Here is a 19,578-nt window from a genome sequence, read left to right as displayed (position 1 = left end):
CTTCCCCCTTTGTGCAGGTCGAGCTATCCTTTCGCGCAACAAGCAATCCGGGCCGGAGGCCGAAACAGTCCCGTGTCTAAAGCCGAATTGCCGCACGAAGACACTTTGCCCGAAGCGCCGCCCGGCGGGTTGGACCGGATCGCGCTGCTGCGTCCGCTGACTGCCGAGCAGCGGTTGGCCGTGGCGCGCCAATGCCGCTGGCGCCGCTTTGCCCCGGACGAGCAGTTGATCGACCATTGGGCGGACACCCGCGACGTCGCCTTCATTGTGGATGGGCGTGTGCGGGTGGTCAGCCACTCCGCCGGTGGGCGCGAGGTGAGCTTCAGCGACATCGAAAGCGGGGAGTTGGTCGGGGAGATGTCAGCGCTGGACGGCCGACCGCGTTCGGCCTCCGTCGTGGCGTTGGGGGAGGGGACGTTGATCGCTTTCCTGCCGGCCCGGCCCTTCCAGCAACTGGTGGCGGCCCATCCCGAACTGGCGATGGCGATGATGCTGCGGCTGTGCGACAAGCTGCGGAGCGCGACCGACCGCATCATGGAACTGTCTACGCTGGGCGCCAACAACCGCATTCATGCCGAGCTTTTGCGCCTTGCCAAACGCGGCACGCGGCGGGGGACCTCGGCGATCATCGCTCCCATTCCGGTCCATTCGGACATCGCTGCCCGCGTCAGCACGACCCGTGAGACCGTCGCCCGTGTGCTGAGCGATCTGACCCGCGATGGAGTATTGGAACGGCGCTCCGATGCGCTGGTGGTGCGTGACCTGCCAAGGCTCGAACTGCTGGTCGAGGATGTTCGCGGCGGCACATGACGCGCCGATGGTCGGATCCTGTTCTCTTCGGGGCCGGGTTGATCGAGAAACAAGTCCAAAAATGAAAAGGCCGCGGCCGCCCGTGTGAACGGGCCATGCCGCGGTCGCCTTTCGGATCCGGTCGAGGTGATGCGCCGACGTCAGCGCTGCAGCGAGCGGAACAGGATCGCCATCGGGGTGGCCTGCACCCAGTCCGTCAGGAATGTGCCGACCGGACGCATCACGATGGCCGCCGGGGTGGCTTCCAGCCAGTCCGCGGCGAAATCGCGGACCGGATGCAGCGACAGACCGTCGTCCTGGATGTCGTGATCACCGCGATGAAGGCTGAGGCTGCTCATGATGGTCTCCGTTGAAGAGAGCGGGAAGGTTGGCGCCGGGATCAGTGCTTCAGCAAGCCGAGAACGATGCCGGCCGGAGTGGCGGCGACCCAATCGTGCAGGAAGGCCGCAACCGGGCGCAGGACCAGATAAGCCGGAGTGGCTTCGAACCAGGCCACCGGGAATTCGGCGACGGCATGCAGGGCATCGGTCGAAGCGTGGTTGTCGGTGCCGGGCTGGAAAGTGGCGGTGGTCATGATCGGTCTCCATCGAGCTGATAAGGGGACTGTATACTGGTATACCCAATGCCAAATGCGTTTCCTTTGCATTGCTGGTTGCTGCAAAAATTACAGCTACCCCGAGATTTTCTCGGGCAAATCATTTGATGTACTGGTAATCGGCAATCCCAACAATCTATCGCCGGCTGGAGGGGCGGACGTGGTCTAGCCGCACGGCTTATATATTCGGACGACCAACCAACATCTTGACAGTTCGGGCAGAAAAACCGACTTCAAGTCCATGGTTCAATATATCGGTCCTGATCCGCTCCGCAGCCTGTACGAAGCCGTGCAAGCCCTGCGGCGCGAACCTTCCGCTGCTCCCGAAGCCTCACGCACGGCAAAGCTGCTTGCGCAGGGGCGTGCCCGCATGGCGCGCAAGGTGGGGGAGGAAGCGATCGAGGTGGCGATCGAGGCCATGCGCGGCGATCGTGACGCGCTGGTGATGGAGGGGGCCGACCTTCTCTACAATCTCGTCGTCCTGCTGGCGGACCTGGAGATCGCGCCCGACGAAATTCTGGCCGAACTGCGCCGGCGGGAACTGGCCTATGGCATCGCGGAAAAATTGCCTAAGTCCGACGATCCCATCAACGGTGTTTCACCCGCAATGGCCAAACGCGACAAGCGCCGCGACTAAGCAGGTTTTCCGAACTCCGCCCACAGATGGGCGGGCTCGGAAAAGCTGCAAAACCATAGAGTCCGCAGGTTTCTCCAGGCCGGGCCTGTGGCCCGATCTGGAGAAACCTGCTTAGGATGCCTCGTCCTCCCGCGGAAAGACCAGGTCGAAGCGGGTGCCGTCATTGTGGGTGAAGCGGTACTCGCCGTGAATTTGGCGGGTAAAGGCGCGGATCAGATCCATACCCATGGATCGCCGTGCCGGCCGGGGCGCAGGCTCCGGGTCGGGAGCGCCGGTGCCGTCGTCCTCCACCGTCAGGTGCAGCATGCCGTCCTCCGCCATGAAGGTTATGGTGACGGTGCCGGAACAGCGATCCGCAAAGGCGTGCTTGAAGGCGTTCGAAAGCACCTCGTTGAGGATCAGGGCGAAGGGAACCACCCTGTTCACGTCGATGGCAACCGGCTCGACGTCATGGCGGATGGCGATCTCCCGGCCTGGGCGCCTGTGGAAGCTGCTGAGATGGCCGACCAGTGCCTCGATGAAATCATCGATCCGGACCGAGGACACTCCGGTGGAGCGGTAGATCTGCTCATGGATCAGTCCCATGGTGTTGATGCGGCTCAACGCTTCGCTGAACGGCGCTTCCAACTCCGGCGAGCGCTGCGCCTGCAATTCCAGCAGGCTGAGAATGACCTGCAGGTTGTTCTTCACCCGGTGATGGATGTCGCGCACCAGCACCTCCTTGTCGGCCAGCGCCTGGTCCAAGTGGCGGGTCCGTTCGGCGATGCGACTCTCCAGCGCTTCGTTGGCACTGCGCAACGCCTCCTGCGCATCGGCGGCCTGCCGAGAACGGCGCACCGCGATGACGCCGAGCAGTCCAAGCAGTCCGATCGACGGGATCGCGAACAGGGCATAAGGCGCCACCCGGTCGCGCCATGCGGCGTCGATGGAGGCGACATCGGTGCCGTAGACCACATAGACCGGAAGATTGGGAACCTTGCGGCGGGCCAGCACCCGCTCCACCCCGTCGAAGGAGGTCACGGCCCGGAAGGTGCCGTTGGCGTCGGGCGTGGTGAGCAGTTCAGGAAAATGGCCGATCTCGGTGTCGTTCGGGGCGCTGTTCAGCGGTTCCCGGACAATTGCGCGGCCGTCGTCGCGCAGAAGCAGGACGACGTCACGGGGATCATGCAGGACTGACCGGTAGAAATCGGCGAAATAGCCGGGCAGCAGAGAGATCTGCGCCACTCCCTGGAACCGGTTGCCGGGCAGTTCCATCCGGCGGCTGAGGGTGAAGAATATCTCCGAGAGGATCTTGCCGCTCAACCGCGGGCCGATATGGATGGCGTTCCCGGCCCCGAGATGGGCACGGAAATACTCTCGGTCGGCAGCGCTCAGCACGCGCATCGGCCATTCGAAGCTGCTGGCGCGGACACGTCCCGCCTCGTCGATGATCCAGTAGGACTGAACCTCCGGCGTTTGCGATGCCAGCGCCTTCAGTCGTTCGTGCAGCAGGGGGGAGGCGTCTATCCGGTCCCATCCCAGATCGTCGACCATCCATTCCAGGTGCGACAGCGTCATGGCGTGGATGCCGAGAGTCCGTGCCGCATGCTCCTCCAGAACGCGGGCGATCGCGGCACTGCGGTTCTCCGCCTCCGTCATCACCTGGCTGTGGTACTGGTGGGACGCGAACGCCAGCATTGCGACCGTTAGGGCAAGGGCGACTGCCAGCAACGCCAGGACCGCAGGCGAGGCGGTCTTGCGTCCCATTCGAACCGCATCCGGCCCGTGCCTGCATGTCGGAGTCCCGGCAGCGCGCGCATTCTGTTCGAAGCCGGCAGGGGGCATCTGGACGTGGCGTTCCGTTGGAGGGCGATGGCTACGCTCAAGCATAGCGCAACGCCGCTCATTCGTCACCCCGCAACCAAGGGATGATTTGATATAAATGACTATCTCGCCATGGTCGGATTGCTGCGCGGGGACTCCGTCTAATGGCGCGCAGCAGTGGGAACTAACAGTGGGAACTCGGAAGGAAACCATCCGAGCTCTACGGATAAAGGGAAGTGCTGAGGCGCGGTGCTTCCGGTTGAAAGCCCTATGGCCGTAAACACACTGAGCTTATCCGTACAGAATCATCCGTTCATAGTCGAAGCGGCATCTTCTTTCAGAAGATTATCAGCTGCCGGCGACAATCTTCTGTCATATGCGACAAATTGAAACGAATGCTATCGAGAGGGCCGAAACGGCCTTGGAAGTGGTCGCGTACAATGCTTCCATCACAGCTGGACAACGTACGGGGGCGGGTCAGGCGGGAGGGCCGGGGCCAACCTGCAGGCTACGGGAGGGGGAATGTCGGGTATGGAAGGAGGACCGGATGACGAACTGCTGTTCGGTCCTGAGGATGGGGCCGTCACGGCGGTACGTCCCCACCGGCCGTCCGGCTTGCCGTGGCCCATCCTTGTGGTGGACGATGATCCGCAGGTTCATGCGATGACCGCAGTGCTTCTGCGCGATTTCGACTTCGATGGCCGTCCCTTCGAGGTGGTCAGCGCCTTGTCGGCGGAAGAGGCGAAGGCAGTGCTGGAACTGCGGCCGGATCTTCCCGTCGCCCTGCTGGATGTGGTGATGGAGACGGAGGATGCCGGTCTCCGGCTGGTGCGCCACATCCGGGAGGAGTTGAGGAACCAGCGCATGCGCATCATCCTGCGCACCGGACAGCCAGGGCAGGCGCCGGAGCGCGACGTCATCGTCGGCTATGACATCAACGACTACAAGGCCAAGAGCGAACTGACGGCACAGCGCCTGTTCACCACGCTGGTCAGCGCGTTGCGGGCGTGGCGCGACATCGTGACGATCGAACGCAACAGGCAGGGGCTGGAGCGGATCCTGAATGCATCGGCCTCCCTGTTCGAAATGCGGTCGATGCGCGCGTTCGTCGAACAGCTGGTGGAGCAGATCGCACGCCTCGTCGATCCGGGCAGAAGCCCGTCCGTGCTTGCCTGCCGGCCGCTGGAGCGCGGTGACGGCAGCCGGTCGGTGGCGCTGGTGGCCGGACTTGGGGTGTTCGCCCGCAGCATCGGCATGCCCATTGCCGAAATTCTTCCGGCCGGCGCGGCAGCAGAAATCGAGGATGTGCTGCTGAGCCAGCGCAATCTGTACCAGGACGACCGGTGTGTCCTGGTTTTCCGAACACGCGAGCATGGCGTGACGGTTTTTCGGCTGGAGCGGGAGGAGCCCTATACCCCCGACGAGCACCGGTTGCTGGAGCTGTTCTGCAACCGTGTCGCGATCGGTTTCGACAATGTCTGCCTGTATGAAGAGCTGGTGGCGCTCAACCGTTCGCTTGAGCAGCGCGTGGAGGAGCGCACCACCGAATTGGCCGCCAACCAGAAGGCGCTGATCCTGGCCAAGGAGAGGGTGGAGCGCGCGCTGGAGTGCGAATTGCTGGCACACGACCGGCAGCGCCAATTCCTGGGTATGGTCAGCCATGAGTTCCGCACCCCGCTCGCCATCATCGACAGCGCCGCCCAACTGCTCGCCATGAAGGCTGAACAGGTGGAACCGGAGATGCTGGAAAGGCTGGCGGTGATCCGTGGCAGCGTCCAGCGATTGACCGGCCTGATCGACGTCCATCTGACCGACGAACGGCTGCAAAGCAATGCGCTGGTGCTAGAGCGTGCTGAAGTCGATCTTCCCGACTTGATCCGCAGCGTCGTCCGCCCCTTCTGCGTCGCCTACCCGGATCGTGAATTCCGGATGGAACTGGATGGGTTGCCGCGTCGCGTGGAAATCGATGCCCATCTCATCGGACTGGTCATGACCAATCTGGTCAACAATGCGGTCAAGTATTCCGGATCGGACAGCGCGATTCTGCTGCATGGCGATGCCGATGGCGCGATGGCCGTGATCGAGGTGACCGACCATGGCCGGGGGATACCGGCCCCGGAGATTCCGCACCTGTTCGACCGGTTCTTTCGCGGTTCCGGCGCGTCGGGCATTCCTGGGACAGGCATAGGACTGCACACGGTGCAGCAGATCGTCCTGCTTCATGGTGGTGCCGTGGCGGTGGACAGTGAACTTGGACGGGGATCGACCTTCCGGGTCGTCTTGCCGGTGTGATGGCACCGGATGTCGCGCCTGTTCAAAAGGCTATGGCCCTTTGGCTTAGGGAGTGAGATAGTCGGCGTATGTCAGGCACTGACGGAAAATCCGGCGGCTCCCATGCTTGCACAGCAGTATGCGGCTATAAAACGCGATCTTGATGACAAGGGTATCCTGTTTTCCTTTAGCGGATACTTGTCCGAAGGGATACTTTATTCCTTGGGCGAGGCTTTGCGGGAAAAGATGGCTTTGGAAGAGGCTGATGGACCCACCATACGCAGGGTCTTCTCCGTGTTTGTCGAGCAGATGCAGAACATCATCCGCTATTCGGCGGAAAAGATGTCCGGCAGGGCCGGCCATCCGGTCGAACTCAGCGCTGGAATGGTGACCATCGGGATGGAGGACGGCAAGGTCTTCATCGTCTGCGGCAACACCGTGCGCAACGGCGACGTTCCACGCCTGAAGCAGAGGTTGGACCATCTGAAGAGCCTGGACCGCAACGGTATCAAGAGCTACTACCGTGAACAGCTTCGGGAGGACCCGGATGACGGCAGTCGCGGTGCGACACTTGGCCTGATCGAAATTGCCCGGCGGGCCAGCGATCCCATCGATTACGACTTCGACGCGATGGATGCGGACCGCAGCTTCTTCTGCCTCAAGGTCCGCGTCTGAGCGGCCGAATCAAGCGACGAGCCATGGACAGCCTGATCATCCCCGCCACCGGACGCACGCCGGGCGTCTCCTTCGATTTCGTCGGCGGCCATTTACGCATGACGGGCGAATCCTATCCCGACGATGTCGCCGGCTTCTTCGGCCCGGTTTTCGACGCATTGCGTGGCTACCTGTCCTGCCCCGATGGCGGTCCGATCCGTTTCGACATGGAGTTGCTGTACTTCAACAGTTCCAGTGCCAAAGCGTTGATGAACATCCTCCAGATGCTGGAGACCGTTGCCAAGGCCGGACGGCCGGTGACGCTGACCTGGTGCGTGGAGGAAAATGACGAGTCCATGCGCGAACTGGGCGAGGACTTCGCCGAGGATTTGCGTCATGTCGTCTTCCGTATGCGGGAGATCCCCGCCGGCGGCGGACCATGAACTTCAACCTCTTCGCCGCGGAGGAGGAGGCCCTTGCCAAAGCCCGCGCGCTGGAGACGCGGCTGGAGGCGCTGGCGCCGCAGTGCCTGTCCGAATTCCGTGAACTCGTCGCCGCCTTCGAACTCAGCACCAGGGAGCAGCAGCGGCTGGTGCGGGTCAGCGATCGGCTGCAGGCACAGTTGAGCGACGCAAACCACGAGCTGGAACGTCGGCGCACCGAGGCAGAAGCCGCATTGGAAAGCCTGCGCGAGGCGCAGGAGGCGATGGTCCAGTCTGAAAAGCTGGCTTCCCTCGGTGCGCTGGTTGCCGGAGTTGCGCACGAGATCAACACACCGGTCGGGATCGCCGTCTCCTGTGCGTCCCATCTTGCCGATGCGACCCAGACCCTCCGCCGCCGGGCGCAGGAGGGAGAACTGGGGAAGGCGGAATTCGCCCGTTACCTCGCCACCGCCATCGATACCACCGATCTGATCCTTGGCAATTGTGAACGGGCGTCGCAACTGATCGCCGGCTTCAAACAAGTCGCGGTCGACCGGGCCAGCGCAGAGCGGCGCGGTGTCAATCTCGCCGCCTACATCCAGGATACGCTGGTCAGCCTGCAGCCGAAGCTGCGACCGTCCGGCCATGTGGTGGCGGTCAACTGTCCCAGCGATCTGGAATTGGACAGCTATCCCGGCGTGCTGTCGCAAATCCTGTCGAATCTGGTGATGAACGCCCTTACCCATGCCTTCGCCGACGGGCGGCCCGGTGACATGGCGATTGCGGTGGACCTCCCAACCCAGGAGACCGTCCGCCTGTGCTTCACCGACAATGGCCGCGGCATGAGCGAGGAGGAGCGTGCCCGGGTGTTCGAGCCGTTCTTTACGACTCGCCGTGGACGCGGCGGCAGCGGACTGGGGCTGCACATCGTCCACAATCTGGTGGTCGGTGTTCTGAAGGGATCGATAACGGTGAACAGTGCGCTGGACCGAGGGACCAGCTTCACGCTGCTGTTTCCGCGGCGGACACCGGGGAAAGACTGACCTAGCCTTGTGCCGCGCCCATCACCCGAATTGGCGCGGAGAAGACGTAGCCGACGCCATGGACCGACTTCAGCGGGGCGGGGCCGCCGATGGCACCCTCCACCTTGTGGCGCAGCCGGCCGACGACGGTGTCGATGGAGCGGTCTTCCGGGTTCCAGCGGCGATTGTACAGAGCCTGGGAGATCTGGTCGCGAGTGGCCGGCTTGCGTGCTTGGGCGGCCAGCAGGCTGGTCAGTTTCATCTCCATGCTGGTCAAACTGATGCGGATGCCGGAGGGATTGGTCAGGCTCCATTCCGTTGGATCCAGAGACCAGCGCGCCTCGTCCATGCCGTCATGGACTGCGTCCGCGGGCACGGTGGTGCCCGTTGCCTGGGCCACCGATTCGGCCGCGCGCTCACTCAGTCGACGCAGCAGGGATTTCACCTGCGCTTCCAGTTCGCGCAGTTCGACAGGTTTCACCAGATAGGCATCGGCGCCGATTTCCAACCCGACAACGCGATCGACTGTTGAACTGCGGGCGGTGACCATGATGATGCCGGCGCCATGGCCATCGCGCAGACGCGCGGCGATCTTGAACCCGTCCTCGTCCGGCAGGTTCACATCCAGGACAACGATGGACGCGTTATGGCTCTGCAGCAGACGGTCGAGTTCCGCACCGTCGCGTGCGCCGATCACATGAAATCCGCAGCCCGTCAGGTATTCCACCATGTCGGACCGGAGCGAATTCTCATCTTCGACCACGACGATCGTCGGACCTGCCATGCCGTGCTCTCCCTGATGCCGCGACCATGAATACCACCGCAACGGGTGGACCATACCCCAGAATGACTAAACTTTGAAACAAAGTTGATGCGTTTCGGAAACCACCCCTGCGCCTATCCCTGACCTGTCGCAGACGGCGCGTCACAACCTGTTACAAAAGGTGACATCTCTGTAACAGATTTGCGCAATCGGTCCATGTCTTTTATGCGGCTCGCCGACCGGAATCCGGTCGGTCAGCGGCGGCTGCGTCGGTCAGCCGCACGCGGAATCCGAATAGTGTTATGTCGTCGCGCTGTTCGCGCCCGGACTGGAAATGGTCGAGGGAGCATTCCAACTCCGACTTCAGCCGATCCAGCGGACCGGTGCCGCCCCGCCGGAGCATCTCCCGCAGGCGGACTTTGCCGAAGCTGCGTCCGTGCTCGCCGCCGCTCTGATCGGTCAGCCCGTCGGTTCCCAGGATGAAGGTCTGACCCGGTCGCAGGCGAATGCTGTGATTCGTGAAGCACGACTCGGCACCACACCGTCCGGCGGGCTGCCCGGCCGGACGGTAACCCAGGCTGCGCCGGTCGCCGCGCAGCTCCGCCACGCCCTCGTCGCTGACGACCAGCAAGGGAATGCGTGCACCCGCGTAAACCAGCCTTCCTTCTGCAGGCTGGATATGGCAGAGCGCGAGATCAAGCCCGTTGTCGAAACACTCGGCCCTGCTGCGGGCTTCACCCTCCTGGTGCAGGGCGGCGCGTACCTTGCGGTCGACGGCGGAGAGCACCGCAGCCGGATCGGACGCGCCCATAAGGTCCAGCGCGTTGTTCAGCATCGCGCTGGCGGTCATCGTCATGAAGGCGCCGGGCACGCCATGCCCTGTGCAGTCGGCGACCGCGACGACGTATCCGTCCTGTACTTCCCGGCAGACATAGAAATCGCCGCTGACCACGTCGCGCGGACGCCACAGAACGAAGTGTTCGGTAAGGCCGGCCGACAGGGCCTCTGTCGATGGCAGGATGGCGGACTGGATCAGCCGAGCGTAGTTGATGCTGTCCATGATGGCGCGGTTGGTGGCGGCCAATGCCTCGGTCCTTTCGCGGACCCGGCTTTCCAGCGTGCCGGTATGCTCTTGCACAGTGGCGGCCATTCGGTTGAAGCCGTCCGCCAGCACGCCGATTTCGTCGCTGCGGCCAGTCCCCATGCGAGCCCCGTAGTCGCCGCGCGCCATGGCGCTGGCCAGCTGGGTCAACCGGCGCAACGGGCGCAGCACCATGCGGTCAAGCGTCAGGCCAAGGGCCGCCATCGCACCCAGCAGAGACAGCACCAAGAGTCCGACCACCGGTATCAGCGCATCGAGGGTCGCCTGCCGGACCTCTGCGGTCGAATAGGCGATCTGCAGGGTTCCGACCGTCTGGACCCGTCCCTCGCGTCCGTGCAGGACGATGGGCCGTTCGACGGTGATGAGTTCGGCGTCGCTCTCGCCGCCAGCACCGATATCGGCGAGAGGCACGTCGCGGTCGGCTTCAAAGACCCTGATGGAGCGGATGGCGGGATCGCGGCCGGTCAGCGCCTCGATCATACGCTGGGCACTGCGGCTGTCGAGTTCCCATACCGGGCCGCTCAATGCGTCGGCCTGGGTCGCCGTGACGAGTTCGGCACGACGCAGCAGGTCCTGGTGGCGTTGGCCCTCGACGATCCATTCCGACAGCAGCACGGCTGCCGATCCGATGGTCGCGGTTGTCAGCAGGATGGCTCCGGCCACCCGCGCCAGCAGGGAGGAGCGGCGTTTCATGACAGGATCCCGCTCCGCCGCCACAGTGTTTCCAGCTGCCCGTCCGCGGCGAGCCGGTCGAGCAGCGTATCGAGCCAGGCGATCGTGACGGGGCCATCCCGTCTGGTCAGGAGGGTATGCTCGTAAATCTGGTCGGACCGCTGGGACACCACCAGCTGCCGGGCCAGTTCGGGTTCGCGTTGCAGGAAGCGGCTCAGGAAGGAGCGGGTGACGATGGCAAGATCGGCACGGCCGGCGACCACGCTGCGGACATTGCCCTCATGAGTCACCGTTACACGGGTGCGGAACCGCTGTTCGAGGATCTTCGGGTCGGCCTCGAACCCGGCGAACGCATAATGGAAGCCAAGCCGTCCGAGAATCGACTTGCCGGACAGATCGTCGAAATAGCTCTGGTCGATCCCTGGGGCCGCCCGTGCGATGAACACTTCGGCATCGCGCAGGAAGGGACGGCTGGCCTCCACTGCCCGGCCTTCCCAGCCCCAATTGCGGCATTCGAAGGCGATCATGTCGAAACGCCCCTGCTCCAGGTCGTCGTACCGCCGCTGCGGGGCGGTGCGGACCATCTCGAATCGTCGCTCCGATTGTGTGGCGTTGAACAGGTTCAGCAGCTCACGGGTGACGCCGGCGCCCGTCTCGTCGACGTAAGGAGGAAATTCGTAAGCGCCGACCCTGATGACGGCCGAATCGCCGGAGGACGCCGCATACGCCTCGGCCGGGCGTCCCGCCAGCAGGGGCAGGCAGGACAGAAGGGGCAGCGCGGTTTGCAGAATTGTGCGGCGGGATAGCGGTCCCGTCATCGCCTACCCCCCTCATGTTACCCTATTCGGATCAAGATTAATCTACCCCGGTATGCACCGGCGCCGCAATGCGGGACATTTCCTGTTGGTGGAGGGGGGAAACAACGGCGTCCAGCCCACCATTTCGGCTGCGTGGTCTCAGGCCGCCTCCGTTGCGCGTTCCTCCTGGCGCTGCGCCAGTTCCGCGATCTCGTCGCCGCTCAGCGTCTCACGCTCCAGAAGGGCGTGGGCGATACCGTCCAACGCTGTGCGGTCGGTGCGCAGCAGGCGGCGGGCATGCTCCATGCCTTCGTCGGTGATGCGGCGGACCTCCTCGTCGATGCGCCATGCGGTGCGCTCGGACCGGGCTCCGGGCTCCGCCGCGGCATGGGCGACATAGCCGATCTCCTCGCTCATTCCCCATGCCGTGACCATGCGGCGGGCGAGGTCGGTGGCGGCGCGGAAGTCGGCCTCGGCGCCGGTGGTGACGTGATCGGGCCCGAAGACGATCTCCTCCGCCGCCCGGCCGGCCATGGCGACGGCGATGTCGGCCATCAGCTTGGCGCGCGAAACCGACACGCGGTCGCCCTCCGGCAGCCGCACGACCATGCCCAGTGCGCCGCCGCGCGGGATGATGGTGGCCTTGTGGATCGGGTCGGCCTGCGGGCAGCGCAGGGACACCAGCGCGTGGCCAGCCTCATGCACCGCGATCAGCCGCCGCTCGTGCGCCGACAGGGCAAGGCTGCGGCGCTCCGTGCCCATCAGCACGCGGTCCTTCGCCGCTTCGTAATCCGCCATGCTGACGACGACACGGCCCTGGCGCGCCGCCGACAGGGCGGCCTCGTTGGTCAGGTTCGCCAGATCCGCCCCGGAGAAGCCGGGGGTGCCGCGCGCCACCGTGCGGGCGCAGACGTCGGGAGCCAGGGTCAGCCGGCCGGCATGGACGCCCAGGATGGCCTCGCGCCCCGCCACATCGGGCAGGCCGACATGGATGTGGCGGTCGAAGCGGCCGGGGCGAAGCACCGCGGCGTCCAGCATCTCCGACCGGTTGGTGGCGGCGATCACCACCACCTCGCCGCCCTCGACGATGCCATCCATCTCGACCAGCAACTGGTTCAGCGTCTGCTCGCGTTCCGAATGGCTGTTCGATTCACCGCGCTTGCCGGCCAGCGCGTCGATCTCGTCGATGAACAGGATACAGGGCGCGCTGGCGCGCGCGGTCTTGAACAGGCTGCGGACGCGCGCCGCTCCCAGACCGACGAACATCTCGACGAAGTCGGAGCCCGAGGCGGCGAAGAAAGGCACGCCCGCTTCGCCCGCCGCCGCCTTGGCCAGCATGGTCTTGCCGGTGCCGGGCGGACCGACCAGCAGGATGCCCTTGGGCACGCGGGCGCCGGCCATGGCGAAGCGGCGCGGGTCCTTCAGGAACTGCACCGTCTCGCGCAATTCATCCTTGGCCTCGTCCACACCGGCAACGTCGGCGAAAACAGTGTTGGTGTCCTCCGGACGCACGCGGGTGGCGCGTCCCATGCCGAAGAACTGTCCGCCGCCGAGCAGCAGTCCGCCGATCAGCAGGGCTACCACCAGGAAGGGAGCCGCGCGGTCGAGCACGCGGACCGTCTGCGCCATCAGCCCGTCCGGCCCTTCGTCGAAGGCGATGGCGACCTTGTGGCTGCGCATTTCCTTCAGAAGATCGTCGGTCACCGGCATCACGATGCGGTAGCGGCTGCCATCGGTCGCCACCGCATGGCCCGTGCCGTTGGAGAAGGTGATGGACTCGATTTCGCCGCGGCCAGCCCGTTCGATCAGTGCGCTGTAGGTCGCCGTCCGTTCGTCCGCCCGCCGGCTGTGATCGTACCACGCCGCGAAGCCGAGCCACGCAGCGAGCAGGGCGGCCAGGACGGCAAGCGCGATCATCGGGCGTTTCGGCAGCGTGGGCATCTCGGCTCCGCAATATGAAGGGCTGTCTTTCGATCTATGCCATTGATGCGGGACTTGCCGCTGCTGCGGCAACCGATAACGCCCCCGGTCCCTTCTTTGACACCGTAAGCGGTGCGTTTGCGGAATGGCTCGTCACGGATCTGACGGGGATCTCAATTGGTTGCCGATAGGCGGAAGTTCGGACAGTATGATTTCTCAACCAAAGTGATCCGCCCGAACGATAAGGACCACACCGATATGGCCGAGGCCGCCGTGGCGCCCGCCCTTCAACTGGACGGCGTGACCTGCACCTTTCCTTCACCCGACGGCCGGGGACGTTCCTACACTGCCGTACAGGGGGCGAGCTTCACCGTTGCGGACGGGGAGTTCGTGTCGATCGTCGGACCGACCGGCAGCGGCAAGTCGACGATGCTGAACGTCGCCGCCGGCCTGCTGAAGCCCAGCGAGGGCCGTGCGCTCTCCTTCGGCCAGCCGGTGACCGGCATCAATCCCAAGGCCGGCTACATGTTCCAGGCCGAGGCGCTGATGCCCTGGAAGTCGGCGCTGGACAATGTCGCCGCCGGGCTGGAGTTCCGCGGCGTGCCGAAGGCGGAAGCGCGCGAGCGCGCGCTGCCCTGGCTGTCCCGCGTCGGGCTGGAAGGGTTCGGCGACCGCTTTCCGCACCAGCTGTCGGGCGGCATGCGCAAGCGCGTTGCGCTGGCGCAGACGCTGATCGTCGATCCCAAGATCATCCTGATGGACGAACCCTTTTCGGCGCTCGACGTCCAGACCCGCCAGATGATGGAGAACGAACTGCTCGACCTGTGGGCGGCGGACCGCAAGTCGGTGGTCTTCATCACCCACGACCTGGAGGAGGCGATCGCCATGTCCGACCGGGTGCTGGTGTTGTCGGCCGGGCCGGGGGCGCGGCTGATTGGCGAGTACCGCATCGATCTGGAGCGTCCGCGCGACGTGGCGGAAATCCGCATGACGCCGCAGTTCCTGGCCCTTCACAAGGAAATCTGGGGCCAGCTGCGCGACGAAGTTCTGAAGGGCTACGCCCAGACCAAGCTGCGGTGATGACATCATGAGATCCCATGCCAAACGCCTGCCCGGCCGTCCGGTCATCCTGCTGCTGCAGCTGGGCGTCCTGATCGCCTTTTTCCTGATCTGGCACGTCCTGACCGATACCAAGATCCTCAGCCCCTTCTTCTTCGGCACGCCGGGGGAGGTGCTTGCCCGCACCTGGGCGGATTTCGCCTCGGGCGTCATCTGGTATCACCTGGGCATCACGCTGTTGGAAACGGCGCTGGCCTTCGTCATCGGCACGGTGGCGGGCATCGCCTTCGGCTTCTGGTTCGCCCGCGCGCCGCTGGTCTCGCTCGTTTTCGACCCGTACATCAAGGCGATCAACGCGCTGCCCCGCGTGGTCCTGGCGCCGATCTTCGCGCTGTGGCTCGGGCTCGGCATCTGGTCGAAGGTTGCGCTGGGGGTGACGCTGGTCTTCTTCATCGTCTTCTTCAACGTCTATCAGGGCGTGAAGGAGGTCAGCCCGGTGGTTCTGGCCAATGCCCGCATGCTGGGCGCCAGCTCCCGCGACCTGTTCCGCCACGTCTATCTGCCGTCCGCCCTGTCCTGGGTCTTCTCCTCGCTGCACACCGCCGTCGGCTTCGCCATGGTCGGTGCGGTGGTGGGCGAGTATCTGGGCTCCGCCGCCGGGCTCGGCTACCGCATCCATCAGGCAGAAGGCGTGTTCGACACCGTCGGCGTCTTCTCCGGCATGCTGGTGCTGACGATCTTCGTCGTCCTGATCGATGCCGCCGTCACCATGGTTGAAAAGCGCCTTCTGCACTGGCGTCCGCAGGACAGTCATGGCGGGCAGCACTGATTTCAAATTTGGGGGAGGAAACAAATGACGCTCAAATCACTGATCGCGGCCGCCGCGGTCGCCCTGACCCTGGGAACGGCCGGATTGGCCGCGGCCCAACAGAATCTTGAGAAGACCGACATCAAGATCGCCGTTGGCGGTAAGCCGCTGCTCTATTACCTGCCGTTGACGCTCGCCGAGCGGCTGGGATACTTCAAGGATGCCGGCCTGAACGTCCAGATCAACGACTTCGGCGGCGGTGCCAAGAGCCTTCAGGCCCTGATCGGCGGCTCGGCCGACGTGGTGACCGGCGCCTACGACCACACCATCCAGATGCAGGCCAAGAGCCAGCCCATCGTGGCGGTGGCCCAGCTCGGCCGCTATCCCGGCATCGTGCTGGCCTCCGTCAACAAGGCCGGCACCATCAAGTCGGTGAACGACCTGAAGGGCAAGAAGGTCGGCGTGACCGCCCCCGGCTCCTCCACCAATTTTATGCTGAACCATGTGCTCACCTCCATGGGCATGAAACCTGAGGATGCCTCTGTCATCGGCGTCGGCGGCGGTCCCAGCGCCATCGCGGCGATCAAGCGCGGGGAAATCGACGCCATCGTCAACCTCGACCCGGTGATCAGCCAGGCGCAGGCCGACGGCGACATCACCGTCCTGCTGGACACCCGGACGGAAAAGGGCACCATGGACGTCTATGGCGGTCCCTATCCCGCCGCGGTGCTCTACATGAAGCCCGACTTCATCAAGGAGAATCCCAAGACCACGCAGGCGCTGACCGACGTCTTCGTCCGCACCATGCTGTGGCTGAACAAGGCCAGCACCGACGACGTGCTGAAGGTGCTGCCGGAGGAGTATTTCCTGGGCAACAAGTCGCTCTACGCCCAGGCCTTCGAGCATTCCAGGCCGACCTATTCACCGGACGGCCGCTTCACCCAGGCCGGTGCCGATGCCGCGCTGAAGGTGCTGAAGGCTTTCGACCAGGCCGTGGCGTCGACCAACATCGACCTGTCCAAGACCTATACCAACCAGTATGTCGAGGATTCCCTGAAGCGCCTGGAAAAGTGAGCCTCGCGGGCAGGGTGGGAATACCCATAGAAAAAATGTGGGCGCGGCATTCCGTCGCGCCCATTTTCATGATGCACTGCCGTTAGACTGGACGAAATCGGTCCTGATTGCTCCCGGATCAGGATCCTCCATCCAACAGCGGAGTGCCCGATGGCCGAAGTGATTTTCTACGGAATGGCCGGTTGCCCGGCAAACGCCAAGCAGAAGCAGCAGCTGATCGCCGCCGGTCATACGCTGGTTGAACGCGATCTTGCCACCGCCGAATTGACCGCCGCCGACCTCCGTGCCTTTTTCGGCGACAAGGATGTCGACGCTTGGTTCAACCGCCGTGCCACCGCAGTGAAGTCGGGGGCCGTCAATCCCGATGCTCTCGACGACAGCGCCGCGCTGTCCGCCATGCTGTCCGACCGCGAGTTGATCCGCCGTCCGCTGATCCAGTCCGGCGAGCGCCGCGAGGCCGGTTTCGACCCCACCACGCTGCATGGCTGGATCGGCCTGACATCCGGCGAGAGCTGCGACGACAAGCATGCCCGTGGCCAGTGCGACCACGGGCATCAGCATTTCGTCAAGGCACCGGCCGCCTGACGGGACTCACTCCGGCGGCACTTCCCGTGGCTTGCGGTCCTCGCCGATGGCGACGTAGGTGAACACGCCCTCCGTCACCTTGATCGGATCGGAGCCGGAACGTTCGCGCCGCACCCATGTCTCGATACGGACGCGCAACGAAGTGCGGCCGACCTTCTCGATGCGGGCGAAGCAGCTGACCTCGTCGCCGACGAACACCGGCTTGTGGAAGGTCATCGCCTCGATTCCGACGGTGGCGACGCGGCCATGGCTGCGCCGCACCGCCACCGTGCCGCCGGCCAGATCCATCTGGGCCAGCAGCCAGCCGCCGAAGATATCGCCGTTCGGATTGGTGTCCGCCGGCATCGCGATGGCCCGCAGGGCGGGGCCATTGTCGAAGTCGTATGCGTCCGCTGCGCTCATGCTTCCTCCGGCGTCACGAAAAATTCCTGCCCCAAAGCCTGTGGCACCGCACTATAAACGGCCCAGGACGCGCTTGCGCACCCCTGACGAAATTCCTATCATCCCACCATGAGCGATCTTTTCGAGAACACGGCCCCCAAGGCCGACAGCTATTCCGCCCAGGACATCGAGGTTCTGGAGGGGCTGGAGCCTGTCCGGCGCCGTCCGGGCATGTATATCGGCGGCACCGACGACCGTGCGCTGCACCATCTGGTGGCCGAGGTCCTGGACAACGCCATGGACGAGGCCGTGGCCGGACATGCCAGCCGCATCGACCTTGAGCTGTCCGTCGACGGCACGGTGATGGTGCGCGACAACGGGCGCGGCATCCCCATCGACGACCACCCGAAATATCCGGGAAAGTCGGCGCTGGAGGTCATCATGACCACGCTCCACTCCGGCGGCAAATTCTCCAACAAGGTCTATCAGACCTCGGGCGGCTTGCATGGCGTCGGCCTGTCGGTGGTGAACGCCCTGTCGGACCGGCTGACCGTCGAGATCGCCCGCGAAAAGCAGCTTTACATCCAGGAGTACAGCCGCGGCCTGCCGCAGGGTCCGCTGGCGCACCGCGGCAACGTCAACCGCCGAGGCACCACCATCCGCTTCCATGCGGATGCGGAGATTTTCGGCGAGACCGCTCATTTCGAACCGCACCGGCTGTACCGGCTGGCGCGCTCGAAGGCCTATCTGTTCCGTGGGGTGGAGATCCGGTGGAGCTGCGATCCGGCGCTGCTGTCGGTCGATGCCACCACGCCGGCCTCGGAGACCCTGCATTTCCCGGGCGGCCTGCTGGATTACCTGACCGCCGCGCTGAAGGACCGCAAGACGCTGACCCCGTCGCCCTTCGCCGGTGCTCTCGACTTCCCCAACGGCCAGGGCCGGGTGGAGTGGGCGGTGGCGTGGCCCGACGATGACGAGGGCTTCTCGCACACCTACTGCAACACCGTGCCGACCCCCCAGGGCGGCACGCACGAGGCCGGCCTGCGCACCGCGCTGACCCGCGGCCTGAAGGCCTATGGCGAGCTGACGAACAACAAGCGCGCCGGTCAGGTCACTGCCGACGACGTGATGGGCGACGCCTGCATCCTGCTGTCGGTCTTCATTCGCGAACCGCATTTCCAGGGCCAAACCAAGGAGAAGCTGGTGACGGCGGAGGCGCAGCGCCTCGTCGAGACCGCGGTAAAGGATCATTTCGACCATTGGCTGTCCGGCGACCCGCAGAGCGCCAACGGCCTGCTGGAACGGCTGATCGAGAAGGCCGAGGAACGGGCGCGCCGCAAGCAGTCGAAGGAGATGACGCGCAAGTCGGCCACCCGCCGCCTGCGCCTGCCCGGCAAGCTGGCGGATTGCTCGCGCAACTCCCCCGAGGGCACCGAGCTTTTCCTGGTCGAGGGCGACTCGGCCGGCGGATCGGCCAAGCAGGCGCGCCAGCGCGAGACCCAGGCCATCCTGCCGCTCCGCGGCAAGATCCTGAACGTCGCCAGCGCGTCCGTCGACAAGATGAAGGCCAACCAGGAGCTTAACGATCTGGTGCAGGCGCTGGGTTGCGGCATCGGCAAGGACTTCTCGACCGACAAGCTGCGCTACGAGCGGGTCATCATCATGACCGACGCCGATGTCGACGGCGCACACATCGCGTCGTTGCTGATGACCTTCTTCTACCGCGAGATGCCGGGCCTGATCCAGGAAGGCCACCTGTATCTCGCCCTGCCGCCGCTCTACCGTCTCAGCCATGGCAACAAGCAGGTCTATGCCCGCGACGACGCTCATAAGGACGAGCTGCTGTCGAAGATGTTCAAGGGCAAGAAGCCTGATATCAGCCGCTTCAAGGGTCTGGGCGAGATGATGCCGGCGCAACTGCGCGACACCACCATGGATCCGTCCAAGCGCTCGCTCCTGCGCGTGGTCGTGCCCAACGCCGCCGATCCGGAGGAAAAGCCGGAGTTCGAACGCACCCGCTCCCTCGTCGAGGAACTGATGGGAAAGAAGGCGGAGCTTCGCTTCCGCTTCATCCAGGACAACGCGAAGTTCGTGAAGGCGGACGATATCGACGTCTAGGTTCAATGGGTGGCTGGCAGGCGCGGTTGGGGAGCCAACACTCGCCATGCCGGCCGCGGGCTCCCATATCAAAGGCGCAAATCCC

The 19,578-nt window shown here is 64.6% G+C and carries 19 protein-coding genes; 11 read left to right on the top strand and 8 right to left on the bottom strand.

The window, feature by feature from the left end:
* Positions 1-72: 72 nt before the first annotated feature.
* Positions 73-810: a Crp/Fnr family transcriptional regulator gene (locus tag A6A40_RS07070; protein WP_236783765.1), complete on the top strand. Its 738-nt coding sequence runs from the start codon at positions 73-75 to the stop codon at positions 808-810.
* A gap of 140 nt (positions 811-950) precedes the next feature.
* Here A6A40_RS07070 and A6A40_RS07065 read toward each other — a convergent pair whose 3' ends face one another.
* Both A6A40_RS07065 and A6A40_RS07060 read right to left on the bottom strand, forming a co-directional pair.
* A complete protein-coding gene (locus A6A40_RS07065) occupies positions 951-1,148 on the bottom strand; it encodes a hypothetical protein (protein ID WP_063634772.1) in 198 nt (65 codons plus the stop codon).
* A gap of 41 nt (positions 1,149-1,189) precedes the next feature.
* Complete coding sequence (locus A6A40_RS07060; RefSeq protein WP_063634771.1) at positions 1,190-1,384, bottom strand: hypothetical protein; 195 nt, start codon at positions 1,382-1,384, stop codon at positions 1,190-1,192.
* A 262-nt stretch (positions 1,385-1,646) separates the two neighbouring features.
* Between A6A40_RS07060 and hisE the strand changes: the two genes are divergently transcribed.
* Positions 1,647-2,042 carry a phosphoribosyl-ATP diphosphatase gene (gene hisE / locus A6A40_RS07055; protein WP_063634770.1) on the top strand — a complete coding sequence of 132 codons (396 nt, stop codon included), beginning with the start codon at positions 1,647-1,649 and terminating at the stop codon, positions 2,040-2,042.
* A gap of 111 nt (positions 2,043-2,153) precedes the next feature.
* Here the strand turns inward: hisE and A6A40_RS07050 are convergent, their stop codons facing one another.
* Positions 2,154-3,788, bottom strand: coding sequence for a sensor histidine kinase (locus tag A6A40_RS07050; RefSeq protein WP_236783764.1), 1,635 nt, complete (start codon positions 3,786-3,788; stop codon positions 2,154-2,156).
* A 720-nt stretch (positions 3,789-4,508) separates the two neighbouring features.
* Here A6A40_RS07050 and A6A40_RS07045 point away from each other — a divergent pair.
* The 4 genes from A6A40_RS07045 to A6A40_RS07030 are packed head-to-tail and all read left to right on the top strand — an operon-like array spanning position 4,509 to position 8,235.
* Entirely contained in the window at positions 4,509-6,137 is a 1,629-nt protein-coding gene (locus A6A40_RS07045; RefSeq protein WP_236783763.1) for a DUF3369 domain-containing protein, read from the top strand.
* 9 nt (positions 6,138-6,146) lie between these two features.
* Entirely contained in the window at positions 6,147-6,791 is a 645-nt protein-coding gene (locus tag A6A40_RS07040) for a SiaB family protein kinase (protein WP_236783762.1), read from the top strand.
* Positions 6,792-6,814: 23 nt separating this feature from the next.
* On the top strand, positions 6,815-7,213 hold the full coding sequence (locus A6A40_RS07035) for a DUF1987 domain-containing protein (RefSeq protein ID WP_063634766.1): 399 nt from the start codon (positions 6,815-6,817) through the stop codon (positions 7,211-7,213).
* Complete coding sequence (locus tag A6A40_RS07030; protein WP_063634765.1) at positions 7,210-8,235, top strand: sensor histidine kinase; 1,026 nt, start codon at positions 7,210-7,212, stop codon at positions 8,233-8,235. Before A6A40_RS07035 ends, A6A40_RS07030 begins: the two co-directional genes overlap by 4 nt.
* Position 8,236: 1 nt before the next feature.
* Here the strand turns inward: A6A40_RS07030 and A6A40_RS07025 are convergent, their stop codons facing one another.
* The 4 genes from A6A40_RS07025 to ftsH all read right to left on the bottom strand — a co-directional run bounded on the left by A6A40_RS07025 (position 8,237) and on the right by ftsH (position 13,489).
* Positions 8,237-8,998: a response regulator transcription factor gene (locus A6A40_RS07025; protein ID WP_063634764.1), complete on the bottom strand. Its 762-nt coding sequence runs from the start codon at positions 8,996-8,998 to the stop codon at positions 8,237-8,239.
* A gap of 202 nt (positions 8,999-9,200) precedes the next feature.
* Positions 9,201-10,772, bottom strand: a complete 1,572-nt coding sequence (locus A6A40_RS07020; RefSeq protein ID WP_063634763.1) for a SpoIIE family protein phosphatase — start codon at positions 10,770-10,772, stop codon at positions 9,201-9,203.
* Positions 10,769-11,569: a substrate-binding periplasmic protein gene (locus A6A40_RS07015; RefSeq protein ID WP_063634762.1), complete on the bottom strand. Its 801-nt coding sequence runs from the start codon at positions 11,567-11,569 to the stop codon at positions 10,769-10,771. The genes A6A40_RS07020 and A6A40_RS07015 overlap by 4 nt, the downstream gene beginning before the upstream one ends.
* Positions 11,570-11,707: 138 nt before the next feature.
* Positions 11,708-13,489 carry an ATP-dependent zinc metalloprotease FtsH gene (gene ftsH / locus A6A40_RS07010; protein ID WP_063634761.1) on the bottom strand — a complete coding sequence of 594 codons (1,782 nt, stop codon included), beginning with the start codon at positions 13,487-13,489 and terminating at the stop codon, positions 11,708-11,710.
* 237 nt (positions 13,490-13,726) lie between these two features.
* Here ftsH and A6A40_RS07005 point away from each other — a divergent pair, with 237 nt between their 5' ends.
* From A6A40_RS07005 to A6A40_RS06990, 4 genes are all read left to right on the top strand, one after another.
* Complete coding sequence (locus tag A6A40_RS07005; RefSeq protein WP_063634760.1) at positions 13,727-14,548, top strand: ABC transporter ATP-binding protein; 822 nt, start codon at positions 13,727-13,729, stop codon at positions 14,546-14,548.
* A gap of 7 nt (positions 14,549-14,555) precedes the next feature.
* Complete coding sequence (locus A6A40_RS07000) at positions 14,556-15,356, top strand: ABC transporter permease (protein ID WP_063634759.1); 801 nt, start codon at positions 14,556-14,558, stop codon at positions 15,354-15,356.
* Positions 15,357-15,380: 24 nt separating this feature from the next.
* Positions 15,381-16,409 carry an ABC transporter substrate-binding protein gene (locus tag A6A40_RS06995; RefSeq protein ID WP_063634758.1) on the top strand — a complete coding sequence of 343 codons (1,029 nt, stop codon included), beginning with the start codon at positions 15,381-15,383 and terminating at the stop codon, positions 16,407-16,409.
* Positions 16,410-16,559: 150 nt separating this feature from the next.
* Entirely contained in the window at positions 16,560-16,994 is a 435-nt protein-coding gene (locus A6A40_RS06990) for an ArsC/Spx/MgsR family protein (RefSeq protein ID WP_063634757.1), read from the top strand.
* A 6-nt stretch (positions 16,995-17,000) separates the two neighbouring features.
* Here A6A40_RS06990 and A6A40_RS06985 read toward each other — a convergent pair whose 3' ends face one another.
* Positions 17,001-17,396, bottom strand: a complete 396-nt coding sequence (locus A6A40_RS06985; RefSeq protein ID WP_014247936.1) for an acyl-CoA thioesterase — start codon at positions 17,394-17,396, stop codon at positions 17,001-17,003.
* Positions 17,397-17,504: 108 nt separating this feature from the next.
* Between A6A40_RS06985 and parE the strand changes: the two genes are divergently transcribed.
* On the top strand, positions 17,505-19,493 hold the full coding sequence (gene parE, locus A6A40_RS06980) for a DNA topoisomerase IV subunit B (protein WP_063634756.1): 1,989 nt from the start codon (positions 17,505-17,507) through the stop codon (positions 19,491-19,493).
* The last annotated feature ends 85 nt before the right edge of the window (positions 19,494-19,578 follow it).

It is taken from the genome of Azospirillum humicireducens, from assembly GCF_001639105.2.
Taxonomy (GTDB): Bacteria; Pseudomonadota; Alphaproteobacteria; order Azospirillales; family Azospirillaceae; genus Azospirillum; species Azospirillum humicireducens.
This window is presented reverse-complemented; position numbering and strand designations above follow the sequence as displayed.

Coding starts and splice junctions, on each gene's coding strand:
- A6A40_RS07065 (WP_063634772.1), bottom strand. CDS start 1,148: ATGAGCAGCCTCAGCCTTCATCGCGGTGATCACGACATCCAGGACGAC.
- A6A40_RS07060 (WP_063634771.1), bottom strand. CDS start 1,384: ATGACCACCGCCACTTTCCAGCCCGGCACCGACAACCACGCTTCGACC.
- hisE (WP_063634770.1), top strand. CDS start 1,647: ATGGTTCAATATATCGGTCCTGATCCGCTCCGCAGCCTGTACGAAGCC.
- A6A40_RS07050 (WP_236783764.1), bottom strand. CDS start 3,788: ATGGGACGCAAGACCGCCTCGCCTGCGGTCCTGGCGTTGCTGGCAGTC.
- A6A40_RS07045 (WP_236783763.1), top strand. CDS start 4,509: ATGACCGCAGTGCTTCTGCGCGATTTCGACTTCGATGGCCGTCCCTTC.
- A6A40_RS07040 (WP_236783762.1), top strand. CDS start 6,147: ATGTCGCGCCTGTTCAAAAGGCTATGGCCCTTTGGCTTAGGGAGTGAG.
- A6A40_RS07035 (WP_063634766.1), top strand. CDS start 6,815: ATGGACAGCCTGATCATCCCCGCCACCGGACGCACGCCGGGCGTCTCC.
- A6A40_RS07030 (WP_063634765.1), top strand. CDS start 7,210: ATGAACTTCAACCTCTTCGCCGCGGAGGAGGAGGCCCTTGCCAAAGCC.
- A6A40_RS07025 (WP_063634764.1), bottom strand. CDS start 8,998: ATGGCAGGTCCGACGATCGTCGTGGTCGAAGATGAGAATTCGCTCCGG.
- A6A40_RS07020 (WP_063634763.1), bottom strand. CDS start 10,772: ATGAAACGCCGCTCCTCCCTGCTGGCGCGGGTGGCCGGAGCCATCCTG.
- A6A40_RS07015 (WP_063634762.1), bottom strand. CDS start 11,569: ATGACGGGACCGCTATCCCGCCGCACAATTCTGCAAACCGCGCTGCCC.
- ftsH (WP_063634761.1), bottom strand. CDS start 13,489: ATGCCCACGCTGCCGAAACGCCCGATGATCGCGCTTGCCGTCCTGGCC.
- A6A40_RS07005 (WP_063634760.1), top strand. CDS start 13,727: ATGGCCGAGGCCGCCGTGGCGCCCGCCCTTCAACTGGACGGCGTGACC.
- A6A40_RS07000 (WP_063634759.1), top strand. CDS start 14,556: ATGAGATCCCATGCCAAACGCCTGCCCGGCCGTCCGGTCATCCTGCTG.
- A6A40_RS06995 (WP_063634758.1), top strand. CDS start 15,381: ATGACGCTCAAATCACTGATCGCGGCCGCCGCGGTCGCCCTGACCCTG.
- A6A40_RS06990 (WP_063634757.1), top strand. CDS start 16,560: ATGGCCGAAGTGATTTTCTACGGAATGGCCGGTTGCCCGGCAAACGCC.
- A6A40_RS06985 (WP_014247936.1), bottom strand. CDS start 17,396: ATGAGCGCAGCGGACGCATACGACTTCGACAATGGCCCCGCCCTGCGG.
- parE (WP_063634756.1), top strand. CDS start 17,505: ATGAGCGATCTTTTCGAGAACACGGCCCCCAAGGCCGACAGCTATTCC.